22 protein-coding genes are annotated in these 20,217 nt (G+C 70.8%); 16 read left to right on the top strand and 6 right to left on the bottom strand.

Features of this window, described 5'->3' with window-relative positions; translation table 11 throughout:
• Nucleotides 1-58: 58 nt before the first annotated feature.
• Nucleotides 59-826 (bottom strand): ABC transporter permease, encoded by a 768-nt coding sequence (locus ACFWWU_RS12855; RefSeq protein WP_384143248.1) that lies wholly within the window; start codon nucleotides 824-826, stop codon nucleotides 59-61.
• Nucleotides 823-1,749: an ABC transporter ATP-binding protein gene (locus ACFWWU_RS12850; protein WP_384143245.1), complete on the bottom strand. Its 927-nt coding sequence runs from the start codon at nucleotides 1,747-1,749 to the stop codon at nucleotides 823-825. The genes ACFWWU_RS12855 and ACFWWU_RS12850 overlap by 4 nt, the downstream gene beginning before the upstream one ends.
• 234 nt (nucleotides 1,750-1,983) lie before the next feature.
• On the opposite strand from ACFWWU_RS12850, the gene ACFWWU_RS12845 reads away from it, so the two are divergent.
• The 8 genes from ACFWWU_RS12845 to ACFWWU_RS12810 all read left to right on the top strand — a co-directional run bounded on the left by ACFWWU_RS12845 (nucleotide 1,984) and on the right by ACFWWU_RS12810 (nucleotide 8,540).
• Nucleotides 1,984-2,709, top strand: coding sequence for a helix-turn-helix transcriptional regulator (locus tag ACFWWU_RS12845; RefSeq protein WP_384143242.1), 726 nt, complete (start codon nucleotides 1,984-1,986; stop codon nucleotides 2,707-2,709).
• Nucleotides 2,706-4,121 carry a Fe-S cluster assembly protein SufB gene (gene sufB, locus ACFWWU_RS12840; RefSeq protein ID WP_384143239.1) on the top strand — a complete coding sequence of 472 codons (1,416 nt, stop codon included), beginning with the start codon at nucleotides 2,706-2,708 and terminating at the stop codon, nucleotides 4,119-4,121. Before ACFWWU_RS12845 ends, sufB begins: the two co-directional genes overlap by 4 nt.
• 73 nt (nucleotides 4,122-4,194) lie before the next feature.
• Entirely contained in the window at nucleotides 4,195-5,376 is a 1,182-nt protein-coding gene (sufD, locus tag ACFWWU_RS12835) for a Fe-S cluster assembly protein SufD (RefSeq protein WP_384143236.1), read from the top strand.
• Nucleotides 5,376-5,693, top strand: a complete 318-nt coding sequence (locus ACFWWU_RS12830) for a bifunctional 3-phenylpropionate/cinnamic acid dioxygenase ferredoxin subunit (RefSeq protein ID WP_030322524.1) — start codon at nucleotides 5,376-5,378, stop codon at nucleotides 5,691-5,693. The genes sufD and ACFWWU_RS12830 overlap by 1 nt, the downstream gene beginning before the upstream one ends.
• Nucleotides 5,694-5,700: 7 nt before the next feature.
• Nucleotides 5,701-6,468, top strand: a complete 768-nt coding sequence (gene sufC / locus ACFWWU_RS12825) for a Fe-S cluster assembly ATPase SufC (RefSeq protein ID WP_384143233.1) — start codon at nucleotides 5,701-5,703, stop codon at nucleotides 6,466-6,468.
• Nucleotides 6,465-7,733 (top strand): cysteine desulfurase, encoded by a 1,269-nt coding sequence (locus tag ACFWWU_RS12820; protein ID WP_384143231.1) that lies wholly within the window; start codon nucleotides 6,465-6,467, stop codon nucleotides 7,731-7,733. The genes sufC and ACFWWU_RS12820 overlap by 4 nt, the downstream gene beginning before the upstream one ends.
• Nucleotides 7,734-7,743: 10 nt before the next feature.
• Nucleotides 7,744-8,205: a Fe-S cluster assembly sulfur transfer protein SufU gene (gene sufU, locus ACFWWU_RS12815; RefSeq protein ID WP_384143228.1), complete on the top strand. Its 462-nt coding sequence runs from the start codon at nucleotides 7,744-7,746 to the stop codon at nucleotides 8,203-8,205.
• Nucleotides 8,202-8,540: a metal-sulfur cluster assembly factor gene (locus tag ACFWWU_RS12810; RefSeq protein ID WP_055644196.1), complete on the top strand. Its 339-nt coding sequence runs from the start codon at nucleotides 8,202-8,204 to the stop codon at nucleotides 8,538-8,540. The genes sufU and ACFWWU_RS12810 overlap by 4 nt, the downstream gene beginning before the upstream one ends.
• Before the next feature lie 69 nt (nucleotides 8,541-8,609).
• Here the strand turns inward: ACFWWU_RS12810 and ACFWWU_RS12805 are convergent, their stop codons facing one another.
• The gene (locus tag ACFWWU_RS12805; RefSeq protein ID WP_384143225.1) at nucleotides 8,610-9,680 is read right to left on the bottom strand and encodes an oxidoreductase; all 1,071 of its coding nucleotides are present in this window, start codon (nucleotides 9,678-9,680) and stop codon (nucleotides 8,610-8,612) included.
• A 107-nt stretch (nucleotides 9,681-9,787) separates the two neighbouring features.
• Here ACFWWU_RS12805 and ACFWWU_RS12800 point away from each other — a divergent pair, with 107 nt between their 5' ends.
• The 4 genes from ACFWWU_RS12800 to ACFWWU_RS12785 all read left to right on the top strand — a co-directional run bounded on the left by ACFWWU_RS12800 (nucleotide 9,788) and on the right by ACFWWU_RS12785 (nucleotide 12,025).
• A complete protein-coding gene (locus ACFWWU_RS12800) occupies nucleotides 9,788-10,108 on the top strand; it encodes a DMT family transporter (RefSeq protein WP_384143222.1) in 321 nt (106 codons plus the stop codon).
• Nucleotides 10,108-10,710 carry a TetR/AcrR family transcriptional regulator gene (locus ACFWWU_RS12795; protein WP_384143219.1) on the top strand — a complete coding sequence of 201 codons (603 nt, stop codon included), beginning with the start codon at nucleotides 10,108-10,110 and terminating at the stop codon, nucleotides 10,708-10,710. Before ACFWWU_RS12800 ends, ACFWWU_RS12795 begins: the two co-directional genes overlap by 1 nt.
• A 44-nt stretch (nucleotides 10,711-10,754) precedes the next feature.
• A complete protein-coding gene (gene dapD, locus ACFWWU_RS12790; RefSeq protein ID WP_384143216.1) occupies nucleotides 10,755-11,738 on the top strand; it encodes a 2,3,4,5-tetrahydropyridine-2,6-dicarboxylate N-succinyltransferase in 984 nt (327 codons plus the stop codon).
• Between the two features lie 62 nt (nucleotides 11,739-11,800).
• On the top strand, nucleotides 11,801-12,025 hold the full coding sequence (locus ACFWWU_RS12785) for a hypothetical protein (protein ID WP_384143212.1): 225 nt from the start codon (nucleotides 11,801-11,803) through the stop codon (nucleotides 12,023-12,025).
• On the opposite strand, the gene dapA is transcribed toward ACFWWU_RS12785, so the two are convergent.
• Nucleotides 12,004-12,888, bottom strand: a complete 885-nt coding sequence (dapA, locus tag ACFWWU_RS12780; RefSeq protein ID WP_384143209.1) for a 4-hydroxy-tetrahydrodipicolinate synthase — start codon at nucleotides 12,886-12,888, stop codon at nucleotides 12,004-12,006. The genes ACFWWU_RS12785 and dapA overlap by 22 nt on opposite strands.
• A gap of 135 nt (nucleotides 12,889-13,023) precedes the next feature.
• Here dapA and ACFWWU_RS12775 point away from each other — a divergent pair, with 135 nt between their 5' ends.
• Nucleotides 13,024-13,776: an SDR family NAD(P)-dependent oxidoreductase gene (locus ACFWWU_RS12775; RefSeq protein ID WP_384143206.1), complete on the top strand. Its 753-nt coding sequence runs from the start codon at nucleotides 13,024-13,026 to the stop codon at nucleotides 13,774-13,776.
• 14 nt (nucleotides 13,777-13,790) lie between these two features.
• On the opposite strand, the gene ACFWWU_RS12770 is transcribed toward ACFWWU_RS12775, so the two are convergent.
• A complete protein-coding gene (locus tag ACFWWU_RS12770) occupies nucleotides 13,791-14,243 on the bottom strand; it encodes a GNAT family N-acetyltransferase (protein ID WP_384143203.1) in 453 nt (150 codons plus the stop codon).
• Between the two features lie 120 nt (nucleotides 14,244-14,363).
• On the opposite strand from ACFWWU_RS12770, the gene ACFWWU_RS12765 reads away from it, so the two are divergent.
• Nucleotides 14,364-14,888 carry an antibiotic biosynthesis monooxygenase gene (locus ACFWWU_RS12765; RefSeq protein ID WP_384143200.1) on the top strand — a complete coding sequence of 175 codons (525 nt, stop codon included), beginning with the start codon at nucleotides 14,364-14,366 and terminating at the stop codon, nucleotides 14,886-14,888.
• An 83-nt stretch (nucleotides 14,889-14,971) separates the two neighbouring features.
• Here ACFWWU_RS12765 and ACFWWU_RS12760 read toward each other — a convergent pair whose 3' ends face one another.
• Complete coding sequence (locus ACFWWU_RS12760) at nucleotides 14,972-16,810, bottom strand: endonuclease/exonuclease/phosphatase family protein (RefSeq protein WP_384143197.1); 1,839 nt, start codon at nucleotides 16,808-16,810, stop codon at nucleotides 14,972-14,974.
• A 211-nt stretch (nucleotides 16,811-17,021) separates the two neighbouring features.
• On the opposite strand from ACFWWU_RS12760, the gene ACFWWU_RS12755 reads away from it, so the two are divergent.
• Entirely contained in the window at nucleotides 17,022-18,524 is a 1,503-nt protein-coding gene (locus ACFWWU_RS12755; RefSeq protein WP_384143195.1) for a hypothetical protein, read from the top strand.
• A 140-nt stretch (nucleotides 18,525-18,664) separates the two neighbouring features.
• On the top strand, nucleotides 18,665-20,110 hold the full coding sequence (locus tag ACFWWU_RS12750) for an alkaline phosphatase PhoX (protein ID WP_384143192.1): 1,446 nt from the start codon (nucleotides 18,665-18,667) through the stop codon (nucleotides 20,108-20,110).
• Nucleotides 20,111-20,217 lie beyond the last annotated feature (107 nt).

The following is a 20,217-nucleotide window of genomic DNA, read 5'->3' as shown; positions in this document are numbered from 1 at the left end:
GCACGCTTTCACGAGGGGGGTGGCTTGTCGGGAAACGTCACCCTCTGAACCCCTTCGACTACTCCCAGCGGAAGAACTTCGCCGCCGCGCCGAGGCCGAGGGCAGCCCAGACCGTCAGGATCAGCGCGTTGGTCCAGGGCATCGGAGCGCCGTTCTGGAGGACGTCCCGCAGGCCGTCGGAGAGGGCGGAGATCGGGAGCAGCTCCAGGAGGGAGCGGGCCGGCTCGGGGAACTTGTCCAGCGGCACGATGACCCCGCCGCCGACCAGGAGCAGCAGGAAGACCAGGTTGGCGGCGGCCAGGGTGGCCTCCGCCTTGAGCGTGCCCGCCATGAGCAGCCCGAGGCCCGAGAAGGCGGCCGTGCCGAGGACGAGGAGGAGCGCGACGGAGAAGGGGTCGCCGTTCGGGGACCAGCCGAGGGCCAGGGCGATCGCCGTGAGGAGCGCGACCTGGAGCACCTCGGTGACGAGGACGGCGAGCGTCTTGGCCGTCATGAGCGCCCAGCGGGGGAGCGGTGAGGCGGCGAGCCGCTTGAGCACCCCGTACCGCCGCTCGAAACCGGTGGCGATGGCCTGGCCGGTGAAGGCCGTCGAGAGCACGGCGAGCGCGAGGACGCCCGGGGCGAGGAAGTCGACTGCTTCGTCGGTGCCTGTGTCGACGATGTCGACCGTGGAGAACAGGACGAGGAGCAGCGAGGGGATGATCACCGTGAGGAGGAGCTGCTCGCCGTTGCGCAGCAGCATCCGGGTCTCCAGGGCCGTCTGCGCCGCGATCATCCGGCCTACGGGGGCCGCGCCGGGCTTGGGGGAGTAGGTGCCCGTGCTCATGACCGCAGTTCCTTGCCCGTGAGTTCCAGAAAGACGTCTTCGAGGGTGTGGCGCTCTACGGAGATGCCCCCGGGCATGACGCCGTGCTGGGCGCACCAGGTGGTGACCGTGGCGAGCAGCTGCGGGTCGACGGTCCCGGTGATCCGGTACGTGCCCGGGAGGGGCTCCGCGGCGGCCGTGCCGTCCGGCAGCGCCTTGAGCAGGGAGCCCAGGTCGAGCCCGGGGCGGCCGGTGAAGCGCAGGGTGTTCTCGGCGCCGCCGCGGCAGAGCTGCTCGGGGCTGCCCTGGACGGCGACCCGGCCGGCGTCGACGATGGCGACGTCGTCGGCCAGCTCCTCGGCCTCCTGCATGAAGTGGGTGGTGAGGACGACCGTCACGCCGTCGGAGCGCAGTTCGCGGACGAGGTCCCAGGTGGCGCGGCGGGCCTGCGGGTCGAGTCCGGCGGTCGGTTCGTCGAGGAAGACGAGCTCGGGGCGACCGACGACGGCCATGGCGAGCGCGAGGCGCTGCTGCTGGCCGCCGGAGAGCCGGCGGTAGGTGGTGCGGCCGCAGGAGTCGAGGCCGAGCCGCTCGATCAGGGCGTCCACGTCCAGGGGGTGGGCGTGGAGCTTCGCCGTGTGGCGGAGCATCTCGTCGGCCCGGGCACCCGAGTAGACGCCACCGGACTGGAGCATCACGCCGATCCGGGGGCGCAGGGCGGCCGCGTCGGCGACCGGGTCGAGGCCGAGGACGCGGACGGTGCCGCCGTCGGGCCTGCGGTAGCCCTCGCAGGTCTCGATCGTGGTGGTCTTGCCGGCCCCGTTGGGGCCGAGGACGGCGGTGACGGTGTTCGCCCGCACGTCGAGGTCGAGGCCGTCGACGGCGGTCTTGCTTCCGTACCGCTTGACCAGGCCGCGGACCTGGACGACGGACTCATTTCCCATGACGGGAAGTCTAGAGAGGCGGCGAAGGTCCTCCCGGCGCGGGGCCCGCGAGCACGTGTGGCCTGCGTGTATGGGCTCTCCGGGCGGCCGGACGCCGGTGGGGAGCAGGCTCGGATTCATCCTACGAATGATCATTTCCGCAGGTCAGGTAAGCCTTACCTGAGTGACGCACGGCACCGTCGCCGCCGTGGACGCCGCTTGTCACTCCTCGATTAATTACGCAACAATGGCGTTGTGAAAAACGTTGGCGCGGCTCCGGTGGAGGAACTCGCGACCCGAGAGCGTTCCACGCGCAACCGGGTCGCGCGGTCGATCCTGGATCACGGCCCCTCGACCGTCGCCGACCTGGCCGAGCGGCTGCGCCTCACCCAGGCGGCCGTCCGCCGGCACCTCGACTCGCTGGTCACGGACAACGTCGTCGAGGCCCGCGAGAAGCGCGTCTACGGCGCCCGCGCCCGCGGCCGCCCCGCGAAGATCTTCGCGCTCACCGACTGCGGCCGTGACGAGTTCGACCAGTCGTACGACTCGCTGGCCGTCGAGGCGCTCCGCTGGATCGAGCGCAACGCGGGTGGTGAGGCGGCCGTCGCCGCCTTCGCCCGCGACCGGATCGAGGCCCAGGGCGGCGCGTACCGGGAAGCCGTCGAGACGGCCGACCCCGCCCGGCGGGCCGAGGCGCTTGCCAAGGCCCTGACGGCGGACGGGTACGCTGCCACTGCGCGGAACGCGCCGGTCGGCGAGCAGCTCTGCCAGCACCACTGCCCGGTCGCCCACGTCGCCGAGCAGTATCCGCAGCTGTGCGAGGCGGAGACGGAGTTCTTCTCCCGCCTCCTGGGAACGCACGTCCAGCGTCTGGCGACCATCGCGCATGGTGACGGCGTCTGTACGACGTTCATCCCGCACAGCGCCCCACAGACCAACTCATCAGCATCTGTCAGTACGGCCGGGAGGAACCCCGCATGACCACCGAGATCAGCCACCCCGAGCTTGAGGGCCTGGGTCGGTACGAGTACGGCTGGGCCGACTCCGACGCGGCCGGTGCCACCGCCAAGCGCGGTCTGAACGAGGACGTCGTCCGCGACATCTCCTCGAAGAAGAACGAGCCCGAGTGGATGCTGAACCTGCGTCTCAAGGGTCTGCGCCTCTTCGGCAAGAAGCCCATGCCGACCTGGGGCTCCGACCTCTCCGGCATCGACTTCGACAACATCAAGTACTTCGTGCGGTCCACCGAGAAGCAGGCCGAGTCCTGGGAGGACCTGCCGGAGGACATCAAGAACACGTACGACAAGCTCGGCATCCCGGAGGCGGAGAAGCAGCGCCTCGTCGCCGGTGTCGCCGCCCAGTACGAGTCCGAGGTCGTCTACCACCAGATCCGCGAGGACCTGGAGGAGCAGGGCGTCATCTTCGTCGACACCGACACGGCGCTGAAGGAGCACGCGGAGCTCTTCAAGGAGTACTTCGGCACCGTCATCCCGGTCGGCGACAACAAGTTCGCCTCGCTGAACACGGCCGTGTGGTCCGGCGGCTCGTTCATCTACGTGCCCAAGGGCGTGCAGGTCGAGATCCCGCTCCAGGCCTACTTCCGTATCAACACGGAGAACATGGGCCAGTTCGAGCGGACGCTGATCATCGTCGACGAGGACGCCTACGTCCACTACGTCGAGGGCTGCACCGCCCCGATCTACTCCTCCGACTCGCTGCACAGCGCCGTCGTCGAGATCATCGTGAAGAAGGGCGGCCGCTGCCGCTACACGACGATCCAGAACTGGTCGAACAACGTCTACAACCTGGTGACCAAGCGCGCCGTCGCCTACGAGGGCGCCACCATGGAGTGGGTCGACGGCAACATCGGCTCCAAGGTCACCATGAAGTACCCGGCCGTCTACCTCATGGGCGAGCACGCCAAGGGCGAGACCCTGTCCATCGCCTTCGCGGGCGAGGGCCAGCACCAGGACGCCGGCGCCAAGATGGTGCACATGGCCCCGAACACCTCCTCGAACATCGTCTCCAAGTCGGTGGCGCGAGGCGGCGGCCGCACCTCCTACCGCGGTCTCATCGAGATCGGCGAGGGCGCCCCGGGCTCCAAGTCCAACGTGCTCTGCGACGCGCTGCTCGTCGACACGATCTCCCGCTCGGACACGTACCCCTACGTGGACGTGCGCGAGGACGACGTCTCCATGGGCCACGAGGCCACCGTCTCCAAGGTCTCCGAGGACCAGCTCTTCTACCTGATGAGCCGCGGCCTCACCGAGTTCGAGGCCATGGCGATGATCGTCCGCGGCTTCGTCGAGCCCATCGCCAAGGAGCTCCCGATGGAGTACGCCCTTGAGCTCAACCGGCTGATCGAGCTGCAGATGGAAGGCTCGGTGGGCTAGGGCCTCCCGGCCCCGCCCCCGCACCAGCAGCGACCGATTTCCACGTACGCAGGAAGAGAGCAACACGACAGCCATGGCTGAGGCTCAGAACATCCCGGCGGGTTCCACCACCGCCGGCTCGATCGCGGTGGCCGCCGAGTCCACCGTCGCCACGCGCATGAGCGCGCCCCCGTCCTTCGACGTCGCGGACTTCCCCGTCCCGCACGGCCGCGAGGAGGAGTGGCGGTTCACCCCGCTGGCGCGCCTCCGCGGCCTGCACGACGGCACCGCCGTCGCGTCCGGCGAAGGCGTCAAGGTCGAGGTCGAGGCCCCCGAGGGCGTCACCGTGGAGACCGTCGGCCGCGAGGACGAGCGGCTCGGCAAGGCCGGCAAGCCCGTCGACCGCGTCGCGGCCCAGGCGTACTCCTCCTTCGAGAAGGCCTCGGTCGTCACCGTAGCCAAGGAGGCCGTCCTCACCGAGCCGATCCGCATCGCCGTCCACGGCGAGGGCGGCGTCGCCTTCGGCCACCAGGTGATCGAGCTCGGTGCCTTCGCCGAGGCCGTCGTGGTCATCGACCACACCGGTGACGCGGTGCTCGCCTCCAACGTCGACTACGTGCTCGGCGACGGCGCCAAGCTGACCGTCGTCTCCGTCCAGGACTGGGACGAGAAGGCCGTCCACGTCGCCCAGCACAATGCGCTGGTCGGCCGCGACGCCTCCTTCAAGTCGGTCATCGTCACCTTCGGCGGCGACGTCGTCCGTATCCACCCCCGGGTGGCGTACGCGGGGCCCGGCGGCGAGGCCGAGCTCTTCGGTCTGTACTTCACCGACGCCGGCCAGCACCAGGAGCACCGCCTCCTGGTCGACCACAACACCCCGCACTGCAAGTCCAACGTGGCCTACAAGGGCGCGCTGCAGGGCCAGGACGCGCACGCCGTCTGGATCGGTGACGTGCTCATCCAGGCCGCCGCCGAGGGCACCGACACGTACGAGCTCAACCGGAACCTGGTCCTCACGGACGGCGCCCGGGTCGACTCCGTGCCGAACCTGGAGATCGAGACCGGCGAGATCGCCGGCGCCGGTCACGCCTCGGCCACCGGCCGCTTCGACGACGAGCAGCTCTTCTACCTGATGTCCCGCGGCATCCCGGAGACCGAGGCCCGCCGCCTCGTCGTCCGCGGCTTCTTCGCGGAGCTGGTCCAGCAGATCGGTCTGCCGGACGTCCAGGAGCGCCTCCTCGCCAAGATCGAGGCCGAGCTGGAGGCCTCCGTCTGATGGCCTTCGTCCGAGTCTGCGCACTGAGCGAGCTGGAGGCCGACACCCCGAAGCGGGTCGAGGTCGACGGCACGCCGGTGTCGGTCGTGCACACCGAGGGCGAGGTGTTCGCGATCAACGACATCTGCTCGCACGCGAACGTCTCCCTCTCGGAGGGCGAGGTCGAGGACTGCGCCATCGAGTGCTGGCTGCACGGGTCGAGCTTCGACCTCCGTACCGGGAAGCCCTCCGGCCTTCCCGCGACGCGCCCCGTGCCCGTATACCCCGTAAAGATCGAAGGGGACGATGTGCTCGTCTCCGTCACCCAGGAGTCCTGAGTCACCCATGGCAACGCTTGAAATCCGCGACCTGCACGTCTCCGTCGAAGCCGAGAACGGCACGAAGGAGATCCTCAAGGGCGTCGACCTGACCGTGAAGCAGGGCGAGACCCACGCCATCATGGGCCCCAACGGCTCCGGCAAGTCGACCCTCGCGTACTCGATCGCGGGGCACCCCAAGTACACGATCACCAGCGGCACCGTCACGCTCGACGGCGAGGACGTCCTGGAGATGTCGGTCGACGAGCGCGCCCGCGCCGGCATGTTCCTGGCCATGCAGTACCCGGTCGAGGTCCCCGGTGTCTCGGTCTCCAACTTCCTGCGCACGTCGGCGACGGCGATCCGCGGCGAGGCCCCCAAGCTGCGCACCTGGGTGAAGGAGGTCAAGTCCGCGATGGAGCAGCTCCAGATGGACCCGGCCTTCGCCGAGCGCAACGTCAACGAGGGCTTCTCCGGCGGTGAGAAGAAGCGCCACGAGATCCTCCAGATGGAGCTCCTCAAGCCGAAGATCGCGATCCTCGACGAGACCGACTCCGGCCTGGACGTCGACGCGCTGCGTCAGGTCTCCGACGGCGTCAACCGCGTCCGCGAGACCGGTGAGGTCGGCACGCTGCTGATCACGCACTACACGCGGATCCTCCGCTACATCAAGCCCGACTTCGTGCACGTCTTCTCCGGCGGCCGCATCGTCGAGTCCGGCGGCGCCGAGCTCGCCGACAAGCTGGAGAACGAGGGCTACGAGGCCTACAGCACGAAGGGTGGCGCATCCGCGTGACATCTGCCCATCAGGGGCTCTCCGGCCTCCTCGACACCGAGGCGATCCGCAAGGACTTCCCGCTCCTGGATCGCGTGGTCCACGGCAACAAGAAGATCGTGTACCTCGACTCCGCGGCGACCTCGCAGAAGCCGCGCCAGGTCCTCGACGCGCTGAACGAGTACTACGAGCGGCACAACGCCAACGTGCACCGTGGTGTGTACACGGTCGCCGAGGAGGCGACGGCGCTGTACGAGGGCGCCCGCGACAAGGTCGCGGCGTTCATCAACGCGCCGAGCCGCGACGAGGTGATCTTCACCAAGAACGCCTCGGAGTCGCTCAACCTCGTGGCCAACATGCTGGGCTGGGCCGACGAGCCCTACCGCGTGGACCACGAGACCGAGATCGCCATCACGGAGATGGAGCACCACTCCAACATCGTGCCGTGGCAGCTGCTCTCGCAGCGCACGGGCGCGAAGCTGAAGTGGTTCGGCCTCACCGACGACGGCCGTCTCGACCTCTCGAACATCGAAGAGGTCATCACCGAGAAGACCAAGATCGTCTCCTTCACGCTGGTCTCGAACCTGCTGGGCACGATCAACCCGGTCGAGACGATCATCCGTCGCGCCCAGGAGGTCGGTGCGCTCGTCTGCATCGACGCCTCGCAGGCGGCCCCGCACATGGTCCTGGACGTGCAGGCGCTCCAGGCCGACTTCGTGGCCTTCACCGGCCACAAGATGTGCGGCCCGACCGGCATCGGCGTGCTGTGGGGACGGCAGGAGCTCCTGGAGGACCTCCCGCCCTTCCTCGGCGGCGGCGAGATGATCGAGACCGTGTCGATGCACTCCTCGACGTACGCCCCGGCTCCGCACAAGTTCGAGGCGGGTACGCCCCCGATCGCCCAGGCCGTCGGCCTCGGCGCGGCCGTGGACTACCTGTCGGCGATCGGCATGGAGAACATCGCGCGCCACGAACACGCGATCACCGAGTACGCCGTCCGGCGCCTCCAGGAGGTCCCGGACCTGCGGATCATCGGCCCCACCACGGCCGAGGACCGCGGCGCGGCGATCTCCTTCACGCTCGGCGACATCCACCCGCACGACGTGGGTCAGGTGCTCGACGAGGAGGGCATCGCGGTCCGGGTCGGCCACCACTGCGCGCGGCCGGTCTGCCTGCGGTACGGAATTCCTGCGACCACGCGGGCGTCGTTCTATCTGTACTCCACCCCGGCCGAGGTCGACGCCTTGGTCGCGGGTCTGGAGCACGTACGGAACTTCTTCGGGTAGGGGTTGGGTCGTGAAGCTGGATTCGATGTACCAGGACGTCATCCTGGACCACTACAAGCACCCCCACGGGCGCGGTCTTCGGGACGGCGATGCCGAGGTGCACCACGTCAATCCGACGTGCGGCGACGAGATCACGCTTCGCGTGAAGTACGAGGGCACGCGCATCGCGGACGTCTCGTACGAGGGTCAGGGCTGCTCGATCAGCCAGGCTTCGGCCTCGGTCCTGAACGAGCTGCTCGTCGGCAAGGAGCTGGCCGAGGCGCAGAAGATCCAGGGCACCTTCCTGGAGCTGATGCAGTCGAAGGGCCGGATCGAGCCCGACGACGCGATGGAGGAGATCCTGGAGGACGCGGTCGCGTTCGCGGGCGTCTCCAAGTACCCGGCCCGTGTGAAGTGCGCGCTGCTCAGCTGGATGGCGTGGAAGGACGCGACCGCCCAGGCACTGGGTGACGCGGAGAGGGAGTCGGCATGACCGAGAACGCTGGGGCCACGATGAAGCCGGCCTCCGAGGAAGAAGTCCGCGAGGCGCTGTACGACGTCGTCGACCCCGAGCTGGGTATCGACGTGGTCAACCTCGGGCTGATCTACGGCATCCACATCGACGACTCGAACGTCGCGACGCTGGACATGACCCTGACGTCGGCGGCCTGCCCGCTGACCGATGTGATCGAGGACCAGGCGAAGTCCGCGACGGACGGCATCGTCAGCGAGCTGAAGATCAACTGGGTCTGGATGCCGCCGTGGGGTCCGGACAAGATCACGGACGACGGCCGCGAGCAGCTGCGCGCGCTCGGCTTCAACGTCTGAGAGCTCGTCGTCCGGGATCGGACCACGTGTGAACGGCCGTGCCCTTCGGGGCACGGCCGTTTCGCGTTCTCAGTGCAGGCCGGCGGCCCGGGCGAGGTCCGGGGCCAGGTTCTCCTTGCGGATGCGCAGGTCGACGTAGAGCAGGGCCGTCGCCAGCGGGGGGAAGACCGAGACGACCAGCTGGCCGACCAGCTGCCCGGCGAACACGAACGCGATCATCACCGCGAAGGCGGCGATCAACGCGCTCGCGTCGTCGCCGGAGAAATCGATGGCGGCGATCGGCGCCGACGCCAGCACCGAGAGCAGCTGTTGGATCATCCAGCTGACGAAGGTGGCCGTCACCCCGACGAGCAGCAGGATGCCGAAGGAGCGCCACCAGAAGCCGCGGATCAGGGTCGAGGAGCGGCGCATCGACGCGATCGGGCCCCGGCCCTCCATCACCGCCGCCGCCGGGGCGAGGCTGAACTTCACCCAGATCCAGAGCGCCAGCGGGGTGACGAGCAGGGCCAGGAGGAAGGCCAGGAAGGGGATGAGGAGCCAGTTGCCGTTCGAAGGAGCGCTGTCCAGGTCGCCCACGTCCGCGAGGAGGCCCACGAACATGCCGACGAACCCCACGAGCAGGATCACGACCGGCAGCATCAGGGCGAGGCTCGTCAGGAACACGGTGCCCAGCACGGCCGGCATCCGGGCCCAGGCGCGGCGCCAGAGCGCGCCGAAGGTGGTCGGGCGGCCGAGGACGGCCTCCTGGATCACGACCGGGCACACCGCCGCCATCAGGGCGTTGGCGCAGAGGATCGCGATCAGGCCGGCGATCCAGACGCAGACGAAGGCGACGATCAGCGGCCGGACGTCGTCCCACCGCGGCTCCTGGCCCTCGGGCAGGTCGAACACGGCGGCGAAGAGGTCGCCCACGGCAGCGTACGCGATGAGGATCGACGCTCCCACGAACAGGATCGCCGCGCCGTGGACGGCGGCGGTGAAGCCGAGCAGCTGCTTCCAGTGGCGTCCGAAGGCGGCGAAGGTGCCGGAGAAGATCGCGCCGAGGTCGAGCGGCGCCAGGGGTATGACCCCGGGTCTCGGGGGTGGAGGCGGCGGCGGGTAGCCGTAGCCGTACGGCGGCGGGCCAGGGGGGAACGTCATGGCCGATACCGTATCGGTAGTCGATGCGTACACTCGTACGCATCGATGTGTACGAGTGTACGCAGTCATGTGTACGGTCGTACGCAGTCATGTGTACACTCGTACACATGGGTTACGGACTGCTGGCGGGCGCCATCGTGGCGGAGATCCTCGCCACCACCTCGATGAAGTACAGCGACGGCTTCTCCAAGCTCTGGCCCTCGCTGATCACCGGCGCGGGCTACCTGATCGCCTTCGCGCTCCTCGCGCAGGCCCTCAAGACGCTCCAGGTCGGCACCGCGTACGCCATCTGGTCCGGCGTCGGCACCGCCGCCGTCGCCACCATCGGCATCCTCTTCCTCGGCGAGACCCTCAGCCTCGCCAAGGTCGCCGGGATCGTCCTCATCGTCGTCGGGGTCGCCGTCCTCCAGCTCGGCGGCGCCCACTGATGGCCCGCGCCCGCCGCCACGACCCCGAGCGGCGCGAACGGATCGTCGCCGCGGCCCTCCGGGTCGTCGGGCGGTCCGGCATCGCCGGGCTGAGCCACCGCACCGTCGCCGCCGAGGCGGACGTGCCGCTCGGCTCCACCACGTACCACTTCGCCTCCCTCGACGAACTCCTCGTCGCCGCGCTCCGCGAGGCCGACGAGGCCTTCGGGCGGCGGCTCCGCGAGAGCCCCGCCCTCGCCGATCCGTCCCTGGGCCTCGCGGCCGCGCTCGCCCGGATCATGGGGGAGTGGATGGGCGGCGAACGCACCGGCGTGGAGCTGGAGTACGAGCTCTACCTCGCCGCCCTGCGCCGCCCCGCCCTGCGGCCGGTCGCCGCCGAGTGGACCGAGGAGGTCGCCGCCGCTCTCTCCGCCCGGACCGATCCCGTCACCGCGCGCGCCCTGGTCGCCCTCGTGGACGGCATCTGCCTCCAGGTGCTGCTCACCGGCGGCACGTACGACGAGGAGTTCACGCGCGAGATTCTGGCCCGAGTGCTGAACGAAGCACCCAAACCGCCGGTCCGGGACTCGTCGGAACCGCCGACGCGCTCGACCGACACCTGAGACCGGTTGGCCTGCGCCGGGGCCCGCCCGTTAGGTTTTCCGTCATGACCACTGCTCCTCGCACCACCGGCGCCGTCGCCGCCGGCCTCGCCACCATCGCCGGTGACGGCTCCGTTCTCGACACCTGGTTCCCCGCCCCCGAGCTGACCGACGCGCCCGGCCCCGCCGGCACCGAGCGGCTCACCCCCGACGAGGCCGTGAACGCCCTCGGCGAAGGGGCCGCCAAGGCCCTCGGCGTGGACGCCCGCCGCGGCGTCGAGGTGGTCGCCGTCCGTACCGTCATCTCCTCGCTCGACGACAAGCCGCTCGACGCGCACGACGCCTACCTGCGCCTGCACCTGCTCAGCCACCGGCTGGTCCGGCCGCACGGCCAGAGCCTGGACGGCGTCTTCGGCCTCCTCACGAACGTCGCCTGGACCTCGCTCGGCCCGGTCGCCGTCGACGACATCGAGAAGGTCCGGCTCAACGCCCGCGCCGAGGGCCTGCACCTCGCCGTGACCAGCATCGACAAGTTCCCGCGCATGACCGACTACGTCGTGCCCGCCGGGGTCCGCATCGCCGACGCCGACCGCGTGCGCCTCGGCGCCCACCTCGCCGCCGGCACCACCGTCATGCACGAGGGCTTCGTCAACTTCAACGCCGGCACCCTCGGCACCTCGATGGTCGAGGGCCGGATCTCCGCCGGAGTCGTCGTCGGCAACGGCTCCGACATCGGCGGCGGCGCCTCCACCATGGGCACCCTGTCCGGCGGCGGCAACGTCGTCATCTCGATCGGCGAGCGCTGCCTGATCGGGGCCGAGGCGGGCGTCGGCATCGCCCTCGGTGACGAGTGCGTCGTCGAGGCCGGTCTGTACGTCACGGCCGGCACCCGGGTCACCATGCCCGACGGCCAGATCGTCAAGGCCCGCGAGCTCTCCGGTGCCTCGAACATCCTGTTCCGCCGCAACTCGGTCACCGGCGCCGTCGAGGCCCGCCCGAACAACGCGGTCTGGGGCGGGCTGAACGACATCCTCCACAGCCACAACTGATGCGGTGACTCTGCGTTAACGGAACGCAGAGTCAGTGCAAGCAGACAAGGCGAGGAGTCGACATGAGGACGAAGCCCACGGTCGCCGGCGTACTCACGGCGGTGGCGGTGGCGGTGCTGCTGCCGGCCGGTACGGCCCAGGCGGACGAGACGCACACGCACAACGGCCCGACCGTCACGAACGGCCCCAGCCTCTCCCTCCACACCGGGCAGATCGACGACCCGCTGGAGGACGTCCTGGAGCACGCCGCGATCCTCGGCAGGACCTACACGACCGACTCCGCCTGAAGCAGCGCTTCGAGCGCACCCCGCAGCCCGTCGACCGTCTCCCGGTCGGCGGGCTGCAGCGGTTCCCGCACCGGCCCGCCGAGCAGTGCCTTGGCGGTCACCGTGCCGGGCAGCCCCGAGGCCATCATCAGCTCGGCCAGCGGCATCGTCAGGGAGTTGAGCCGGGCCGCCCCGGCGGTGTCGCCGGCGTCGAAGGCGTCGAGGACCGCGCGCAGCGGTCGGGGAGCCACGTTCGCCACCGTACTGACGTAGCCGGCGCCGCCGACCGCGTACAGCGGCAGGTTCAGCTCCTCGCAGCCCGAGTAGTACGCGAGCCCGGTCTCCTCGATCAGCCGGGCCGAGGCCAGGAAGTCGTACGAACAGTCCTTCACCGCGACGATCCGCGGATGCTCGGCGAGCCGACGCATCGTCGCCGGCTCGACGCGCGTGCCGGTGCGACCGGGGATGTCGTAGACCATCACCGGCAGCTCCGTCGCGTCCGCGACCTTCAGGAAGTGCGCCTCGACGGCCGCCTGCGGAGGCCGGCTGTAGTAGGGGGTGACGACGAGCAGCCCGTCGGCGCCCGCCTGCTCGGCCTGGCGGGCCAGCTCCGCGGTGTGCCGGGTGTCGGCGGTGCCCACGCCCGTGAGGAGCGACGGCCCCGGACCGGTCGCCGCCCGGACGGCGCGGACGAGCGCGGCCTTCTCGGCGTCGGTGGTGGTCGGCGACTCGCCCGTGGTGCCGTTGAGTACCAGACCGTCACAGCCCTCCGCCACGAGGTGAGCGGCCAGCTCGCCCGCCCGGTCGAGGTCGAGCGCGCCGGAGGGGGAGAAGGGCGTGATCATCGCGCAGAGCGCGCGGCCGAAAGGTCGTTCAGTGCTCATCCGGGAAGTCTGTGTGCAATGGACCCTGAAGGTCCACTTAGATCTGCTTGCTCCGAGGGATAAGCACTACTGAAGGGTGGTGCCGTTCTGGCATGATCGGCGGGCGCGACAGGGGGACATGGAGAACAGCACAGCATGAGCTCACCCAGCACGACCGAAGAGCGCGTCGCACTCGTCACCGGCTCGTCCTCGGGCATCGGTGCCGCCGTCGCCCGCCGCCTCGCCGAGGCCGGCATCCGCGTCGTCGTCAACTCCGCCCGTTCCGTCGAGGCGGGGGAACGCCTCGCCGCCGAACTGCCCGGCGCCGTCTACCTCCGGGCGGACGTCTCCGACGAGACCCAGGCCAAGGAGCTCGTCGAGCGGACCGTGGAGCGACTCGGCCGCCTCGACATCCTCGTCAACTGCGCGGGCACCACACGGTTCATCCCGCACGACGACCTCGAAGCCGCCTCGCCCGACGTGTGGCGGCACCTCTACGACGTCAACGTCATCGGCGTCTGGCAGACCGTCACCGCCGCCGTCCCGCACCTGCGGAAGACCCGTGGCAGCGTCGTGACGATCTCCTCCCAGGCCGGTGTCCGGCCCGGCGGCAGCTCCATCCCGTACGCGGTCTCCAAGGCCGCCGTCAACCACATGACGAAGCTCCTCGCCAAGACCCTCGGCCCCGACGTACGGGTCAACGCGGTCGCGCCCGGGCTCATCGACACCCCCTGGTTCGACGGGGTCGACGGCGCCGACGAGGCCAAGGCCCATGTCGCGGACGTCGTCCCGCTGCGCCGCGTCGGCCGCCCCGAGGACATCGCGCAGGCGGTCTTCGACCTGGCCCACGCCTCGTACATCACCGGCGAGGTGCTCCTCGTGGACGGCGGCGGTCACCTGCTCGGGTAGCGGGCCCGGGGCGCTCAGAAGCGCAGCTTGAAGCCGTCGTGGCTGCGCGCGAAGCCCAGGGAGGCGTAGAAGCGGTGGGCCTCGGTCCGCCGCTTGTCGCTGGTGAGCTGGACGAGCGCGCAGCCACGTGCGCGCGCCCGCGCCACGGCCCGCTCCATGAGCTCCCGCCCGAGGCCGCCGCCCCGCCGGTCGGCCCGGATCCGTACCGCCTCGATCAGGGCCCGCTCGGCGCCGCCCTTGCCGAGCCCGGGGATGTACGTGATCTGGAGGCAGCCGAGGACGAGTTCGCCGTCTTCGCCGTCCACGAGGGCGAGCATCTCGTTGCGCGGGTCCGCCTCGATGTCCGCGAAGGCCCGCTCGTACGCCTCGGTGACGACGACCGAGCCGGGGTCCACGACCTTGTCCTCGTCGGCGAGCAGGGCGAGGACGGCGGGCAGTTCGGCGCGGGTGGCGGGGCGAAGGATCATGGCGCCGAGTCTCGCACGGGGGTCCCGAACGGGCGGATCCCTTGACCTCAACCTTGGTTGAGGGGGGACGGTGGAGTCATCCGGGGCCATCCGGAGACACCGAAGCGAGGGAGAACGCCCATGAACGCCGTCGCACACCCCGACGCCCGTCCCGACCTGTACCGGCCCGGCGTCGGGACCGTCCTGGCCAGCACCTGGCGGGTCGGGACGCCCGAGCGACAGCGGGCGGCCGTCGAGGCCATCCGCACGGCCTGGGAGAGCCGGGAGTGGCCGGAGCTCGGGCTGCTCTCGTACAGCGTGTTCATCGGGACGGACGGCGACACGCTGCTGCACTACTCGCAGTGGACGGCCGAGCAGGCCTACGAGGACTTCGTCCGGACCTACCGCGACGACCGGAACGCCGAGATCGACGCGGCCGTCCCCGGGATCGAGCGGGTCGAGCTGCACCGGTACGCGCTGCCGCACCGCTCCGCCGCGGCCGCTGGTACCGGAGCGCTCGTCCACCGCTCCACGGACGGCACCCGGGTCCTCGACTTCGCCGAGTGGGAGGGCGAGCGGGCCCATGTGGAGTGGCGGGCGGAGGACGCCCCGCTCGGCCGGGTGCGGCGGTACGCGCCCGCGCTGAACCTCAGCGCGGGCGCGTGACCGGGACCGGCGTGTGACCGGGACCGGCGTGTGGCCGGGACCGGCGTGTGACCGGGACCGGCGTGTGACCGGGGCGGGATTCCTTACGGGCGGAAGCGCAGCACCTGCGGGTCGTGGTCGCTGTCCTGGTCGGCGAACTCCGCGTTGATGTGGACGCTGTCGTACGCGAAGTGGTGCACGCCCGGGCTCGTCAGGATCTGGTCGAGGACCTGGCTGTTGCCCTGGTAGACGTACGAGTACCGCTCGGAGCGCGGCAGCGACTTCACCGCCGGGTACAGCGCGCCGCCGTCCGTCAGCGCCTTCGTCGTGCCGGAGAACTCGAAGTCGTTGATGTCGCCGACGACGAGGACGTCCGCCTGCTTCTCCAGCGCGACGATGTCCTTCACGAAGGCGTTGACGGCCTGCGCCTGGAGCAGTCGCTTCGCCTCGGAGGAACGGTTCGGCGGCTGGCGGTGCGAGACGAGGGACTCGTCGCCGCCCTTCGAGCCGAAGTGGTTGGCGATCACGAAGACCGTGCGGCCGCGGAAGACGAACTCGCCCGCGAGCGGCTTCCGGCTGCTCTCCCAGGCGGTGTTCGCCGGGTCGATCCGGCCGGGGGAGAGGGTCAGCGCGGCGCGGCCCTTCTCGCCCGTCACGGCGGTGGCCGCGGCGGCGTCGCCACCCGCGCGGTCCGTGAAGGAGACCCGCTCCGGGTTGAAGAGGAAGACCTGGCGGATGTTGCCGCCGGGCTCGCCGCCGTCCTTGTTGTTCTGCGGGTCGATCGAGCGCCACTCGTACGCCGGGCCGCCGGCCGCGACGATCGCGTCCGTGAACTTCTTGACCGTCTGGTCGGCGGCGACCGTACCGTCGTTCTTGGCGCCGTTGTTGTCCTGGATCTCCTCCAGGGCGAGGATGTCGGGCGAGGCGAGGTTGTCGACGACCGCCTTCGCGAGGGCGTCGAACTTCTCCTGCGGGTCGCTCGGGTCGAGGTTCTCGACGTTGTACGTGGCCACGGCCAGCTCGTTCTTGTGCTGCTTGACCGTGGTCTCGCGCTCCAGGCCGCGGTCCTCGACCGTGACCGGGGTCCGCGCGGTCAGCGTGTAGCCGCCGAACTGGTTGAAGTCGAGCGGGCCCTCGGTCGTGCCCGTCAGCCGGTCGCCCACGTTCGCCTTCGGGAAGGGCTGCTGGGCGAGCGGGGTCAGCGACTGGATCTGGAGCCGGCCGGTGTTCTGGGACTCGTACGAGCCGTAGACCGTGCCGCCGCGCCAGTTGCGGTTCTCGAACGGCTTCACCGACACCCACAGCTCCGCGTACGGGTCGGTGGCGCCGACCACCCGCGAGGAGCCGATCCGGACGTTCGTGCCCTCCAGGGACTCGTAGTAGTCCAGGGCGTACGTCTCCGGGTCCAGCGTCAGCCCGTTGATCGAGCCGGCGGCGGCCGGGTCGCCCTCGGGGGCGTAGGCGTCGGGGACGGACCAGGCGGAGATCGTCGCCGGGGCCGGGACCGGGTTGCCCTTCGAGACCACCGTGATCACGGGCTTGGAGAGCTGCGTCAGCGACTGGTTGCCGGAGTTCAGGCCACCCGGGACGTACTCGGTGACCGTGCCGTTGAGGCTGACCGCGTCGCCGACGGCGACGGTCGGGACCGAGCTGGTGAAGACGAACAGGCCCTCGCTGGTGGCCGGGTTCGCGTCGGCCTCGGGGTCCTGGATCCAGAAGCCGCGCGAGCCGTAGGTGCGGACGCCGGTGACGATGCCCGTGACGCCGGTGACCTGCGTGCCCACGAGCGGGGAGACGCGGGTCGTGCCCTGGATGTCGTGGATGCGGACGCCGGCGGCGCTGTCCTCGGCGGAGGCGCTCGTCGAACCGGCAAGCAGGCCGGCGGCGAGGGCCGCGGCGACGACGGTGGAGACGGCGGCGTGTCTCGGTATGGAGGAAGGCATCAGGGCTCCGGAGGGTGCTTGGAGGAACGGCAGATGAATCTACGCGCGTCAATCTCTTGCGAGAGGGGGGAACTTGTCAAGAGTCGACGGGTGTACGAAGGCTGACGGTTCCGTGAACCGGCGGACGGCCCCCCGGATGCGTCTACGCTGAGTACCGCTCTTTCCCCGCACTACCCCCGTCCCACCCGCACGCGTCGAGGAGACCCCCCACATGTCAGCGGAGCAGCCCACCCTTCCCCCCGTTCGGCTTCCCGCGGACGCGGAGCTGGCGCGGGACGCCCTGGCCGCGCCCCTCCTCGCCCGCGCCGTGCGGCTCGCCCGCTGGGCCGGACCCGAGACGCGGGTCGGCGCCGGCGGCGAGCTCGTCGACGAGCAACTGCCGGACGCCGTCGAGGTGCTGGGCCTGACCGTCGTCGCCGACGGCGAGGACGCAGAGTCCTTCGCGGACACCGAGGCCTTCGAGGAAGCCATCGAGGAGGCCGAGATCCTGGCCGCCGACGCCTGGCGGCTCGCCGTCGACACCGGCCTCGTGACGGTCGAGGACGGCGCGGACGACGAGACCCCCGGCGGGGCGGGGCCCGGCGAGAACCTGGCGCTGATCACCGGCGGTTCGCCCCATGACGTCCTCACCATCTGGCTGGACGGCTTCGACGCCGTCTTCGCCGACGCCGTCGTGCCCGTCCTCGACGACCTGGACACGATCGTCGGCGAGGACGGCGAGATCGACCTCGAGTCGCTGGACTGGGACCCCGAGATGGAGGGCGAGTTCCTGGAGGGCGTGCTCGGCAACCTCTACCTGCTGACCGTCAGCGAGGGCGGACCCGGCGACGGGCCCGTGCCGCTGCCCGCGCTCGCCGCCTCGATGGTCGTCCCCGACGACATGGGCGAACCCACCGACGACGTCCTGGAGCAGGTCTCGGACGCGATGATGCGGCTCGACGAGCAGTTCCGCCTCCTGGAGGCGATCGGGCTCGTCGAGTACCAGCCCGTCGACGAGGCCCTGATGGCCGAGGCGGACGATGAGCTCGCAGCGCCCCTCGACGACGAGGACGTCTCGCGGTACGGCATGGTCCGGCTCACCCCGCTCGGGCTCTACGGTGTCCGGGCCCGGATGCTCGACGCCGGTGTGGACGCGCCCGCCGTCGGCGACCTCGCCGACAAGGGCGCCGACGCGCTCCTCGGCGGGATCGCCTCCTACCCGGAGGCCGCCGCGCGCGCCGAGACCGCCGCGTGGCTCTCCGGCCGCGACGTCGTGACCGCGGCGCGGGAGCTCCTGCACGCGGCCCGGGGCGTGGACGCGGGCTCGCCGCTCCGCCGCCTCCACTGCCAGCAGGCGCTCTCCCTGGTGGGCGCGGAGGCCGAGCCCGCGGTCCGGGAGGTCCTGGACGACGCGGAACTCGGCGGTCTGGCCCGGGTCTGGCTCGCGGAGCGGGGCGCCGCGGACGTCCCCGCGCCCTCGGAGTCGATGATCTTCTGGCTGGCGATCGACACGATCGCGGCGCAGCTCGACGCGGACGGCGACCTGGAGGAGCTCCAGGAGCTGATCGAGGGGCTCACGGGCCGGCACAGCGGCTTCTTCGAGGCGGCGTGGCGGGTGGAGCACCCGGCGACGGCGGAGGTCCTGGAGGCGATGGGCCGGCTGCACCGGGACAAGACGGCCGCGAAGGAGGCCCGTAAGTCGGCCTTCAAGGCCCGCTCGCGGTCGGGATCCTGAGCCGTGGCCCGGATGATCTCCCCTGGCTGATTTCCGATCGTGTGATGCCCCTGGGACGTTCCCGCGGTGTTTGACTCGTGTTCGTGGGGGCACGGGAGGGTGGCCGCGAGATCCAGTCGTCACAGGGAGACCCTCACACCATGCCTGTCAACCGCAGGGAGTTCACCAAGCAGTCCGCCGTCGCCGGTGCGGGGCTCGCCCTCACCGGCGTCGTCGGCGCTCTCGCCACCGCGCCCGAGGCGCTCGCCTCCGACGAGCCGGAGGCGTACGGAGCGGGGCACGGCCGGGGTGAGGGCCAGGGGCACGGGCACGCGCTCGGATACGGGCCGCTCGTCGCCGACCCCGAGGGAATCCTCGCCCTGCCCGCCGGGTTCTCGTACCGCGTCGTGACGCACAGCGGCGTCACCCGCCTGGAGAGCGGCGAGTTCACGCCGTCCAACCACGACGGCACGGCGGCCTTCGCCGGCCCGCGCGGCACCACGTATCTGGTCAACAACCACGAGCTCTACGGCCCCCGCTCGAACTGGCCCCACCCGGTCCCGCTCACCGAGGGACTCGTCTACGACCCGACCGCGCCCGGCGGCTGCACCGTCGTCGAGGTGCACCGCGACGGCACCGTCGCCGAGTGGGTCGGACTCGCCGGCACCTCCACCAACTGCGCGGGCGGCAGCACCTCCTGGGGCACCTGGCTGACGGGCGAGGAGAACTCCGACCTCGCGGGCGTCAACGGCATGACCAAGGACCACGGCTACATCTTCGAGGTCGACCCGCGCGACCGGCGGGCCAACCTCGATCCGAAGCCGATCAAGGCCTTCGGCCGCTACGACCACGAGGCCGTCGTCATCGACCCCAAGCGGGGCCACGCCTACCTCACCGAGGACGCCGCCCTGCCCTTCGGCCTGCTCTTCCGCTGGGTGCCGCCGGAGGGATTCGAGCACGGGCGCGGAAAGCTCCGTACGCTCGCCGACGACGCCGGTGTGCTCCAGGCCTTCAAGTGCACGGACTCCGGGGGCCGTTTCGTCGAGGACCTCTCCCAGGCCACCCGGATCGGCACCGTCTACGGCGTGGACTGGGTCGACGTCCCCGACCGCGACGCCCGCACCGTCCCCGTCCGCAAGCAGTTCGGCCCCGGCCAGGTCACCCGGGGATGCAAGCTGGAGGGCATGTGGTGGGCCGACGGCGGCGCCTACGTCGTCTCCTCCTTCGCGCGCGAGGAGTGGAGCCCCGGCCCCTCGCACGACGGCCAGGTCTGGTTCTACGACCCCAGGCGCCGCACCCTCACCCTCAAGGTGCTGCTCGGCGTGAACCCGGCGCCCGGCGAGGACGGCGCCTACGACGGCCCCGACAACATCACCGTCTCCCCGTACGGCGGGATCGTCATCGCCGAGGACGGCCGGGGCGTGCAGCACCTCTTCGGCGCGACCGACTCCGGACGGACGTACCCGATCGCCCGCAACGACCTCAACGACGGCGAGTTCACGGGAGTCTGCTTCTCGCCCGACGGCGACACGCTGTTCGCCAACATCCAGAGCCCTGGCATCCTGGTCGCGATCACCGGCCCCTGGCGCCGTCAGCCCCGCCGCTGAACCACCGGCCGGCCTTCCCGGCCGGCCTTCCGGCCCGTGGGCTGCGCTTCCGGCCCGTGGGCTGCGCTTCCGGCCCGTGGGCTGCGCTTCCGGTCCGCGGGCTGCCC

It is taken from the genome of Streptomyces sp. NPDC058650 (genome assembly GCF_042717315.1).
In the GTDB taxonomy this organism is placed as follows: Bacteria; Actinomycetota; Actinomycetes; order Streptomycetales; family Streptomycetaceae; genus Streptomyces.
This window is presented reverse-complemented; position numbering and strand designations above follow the sequence as displayed.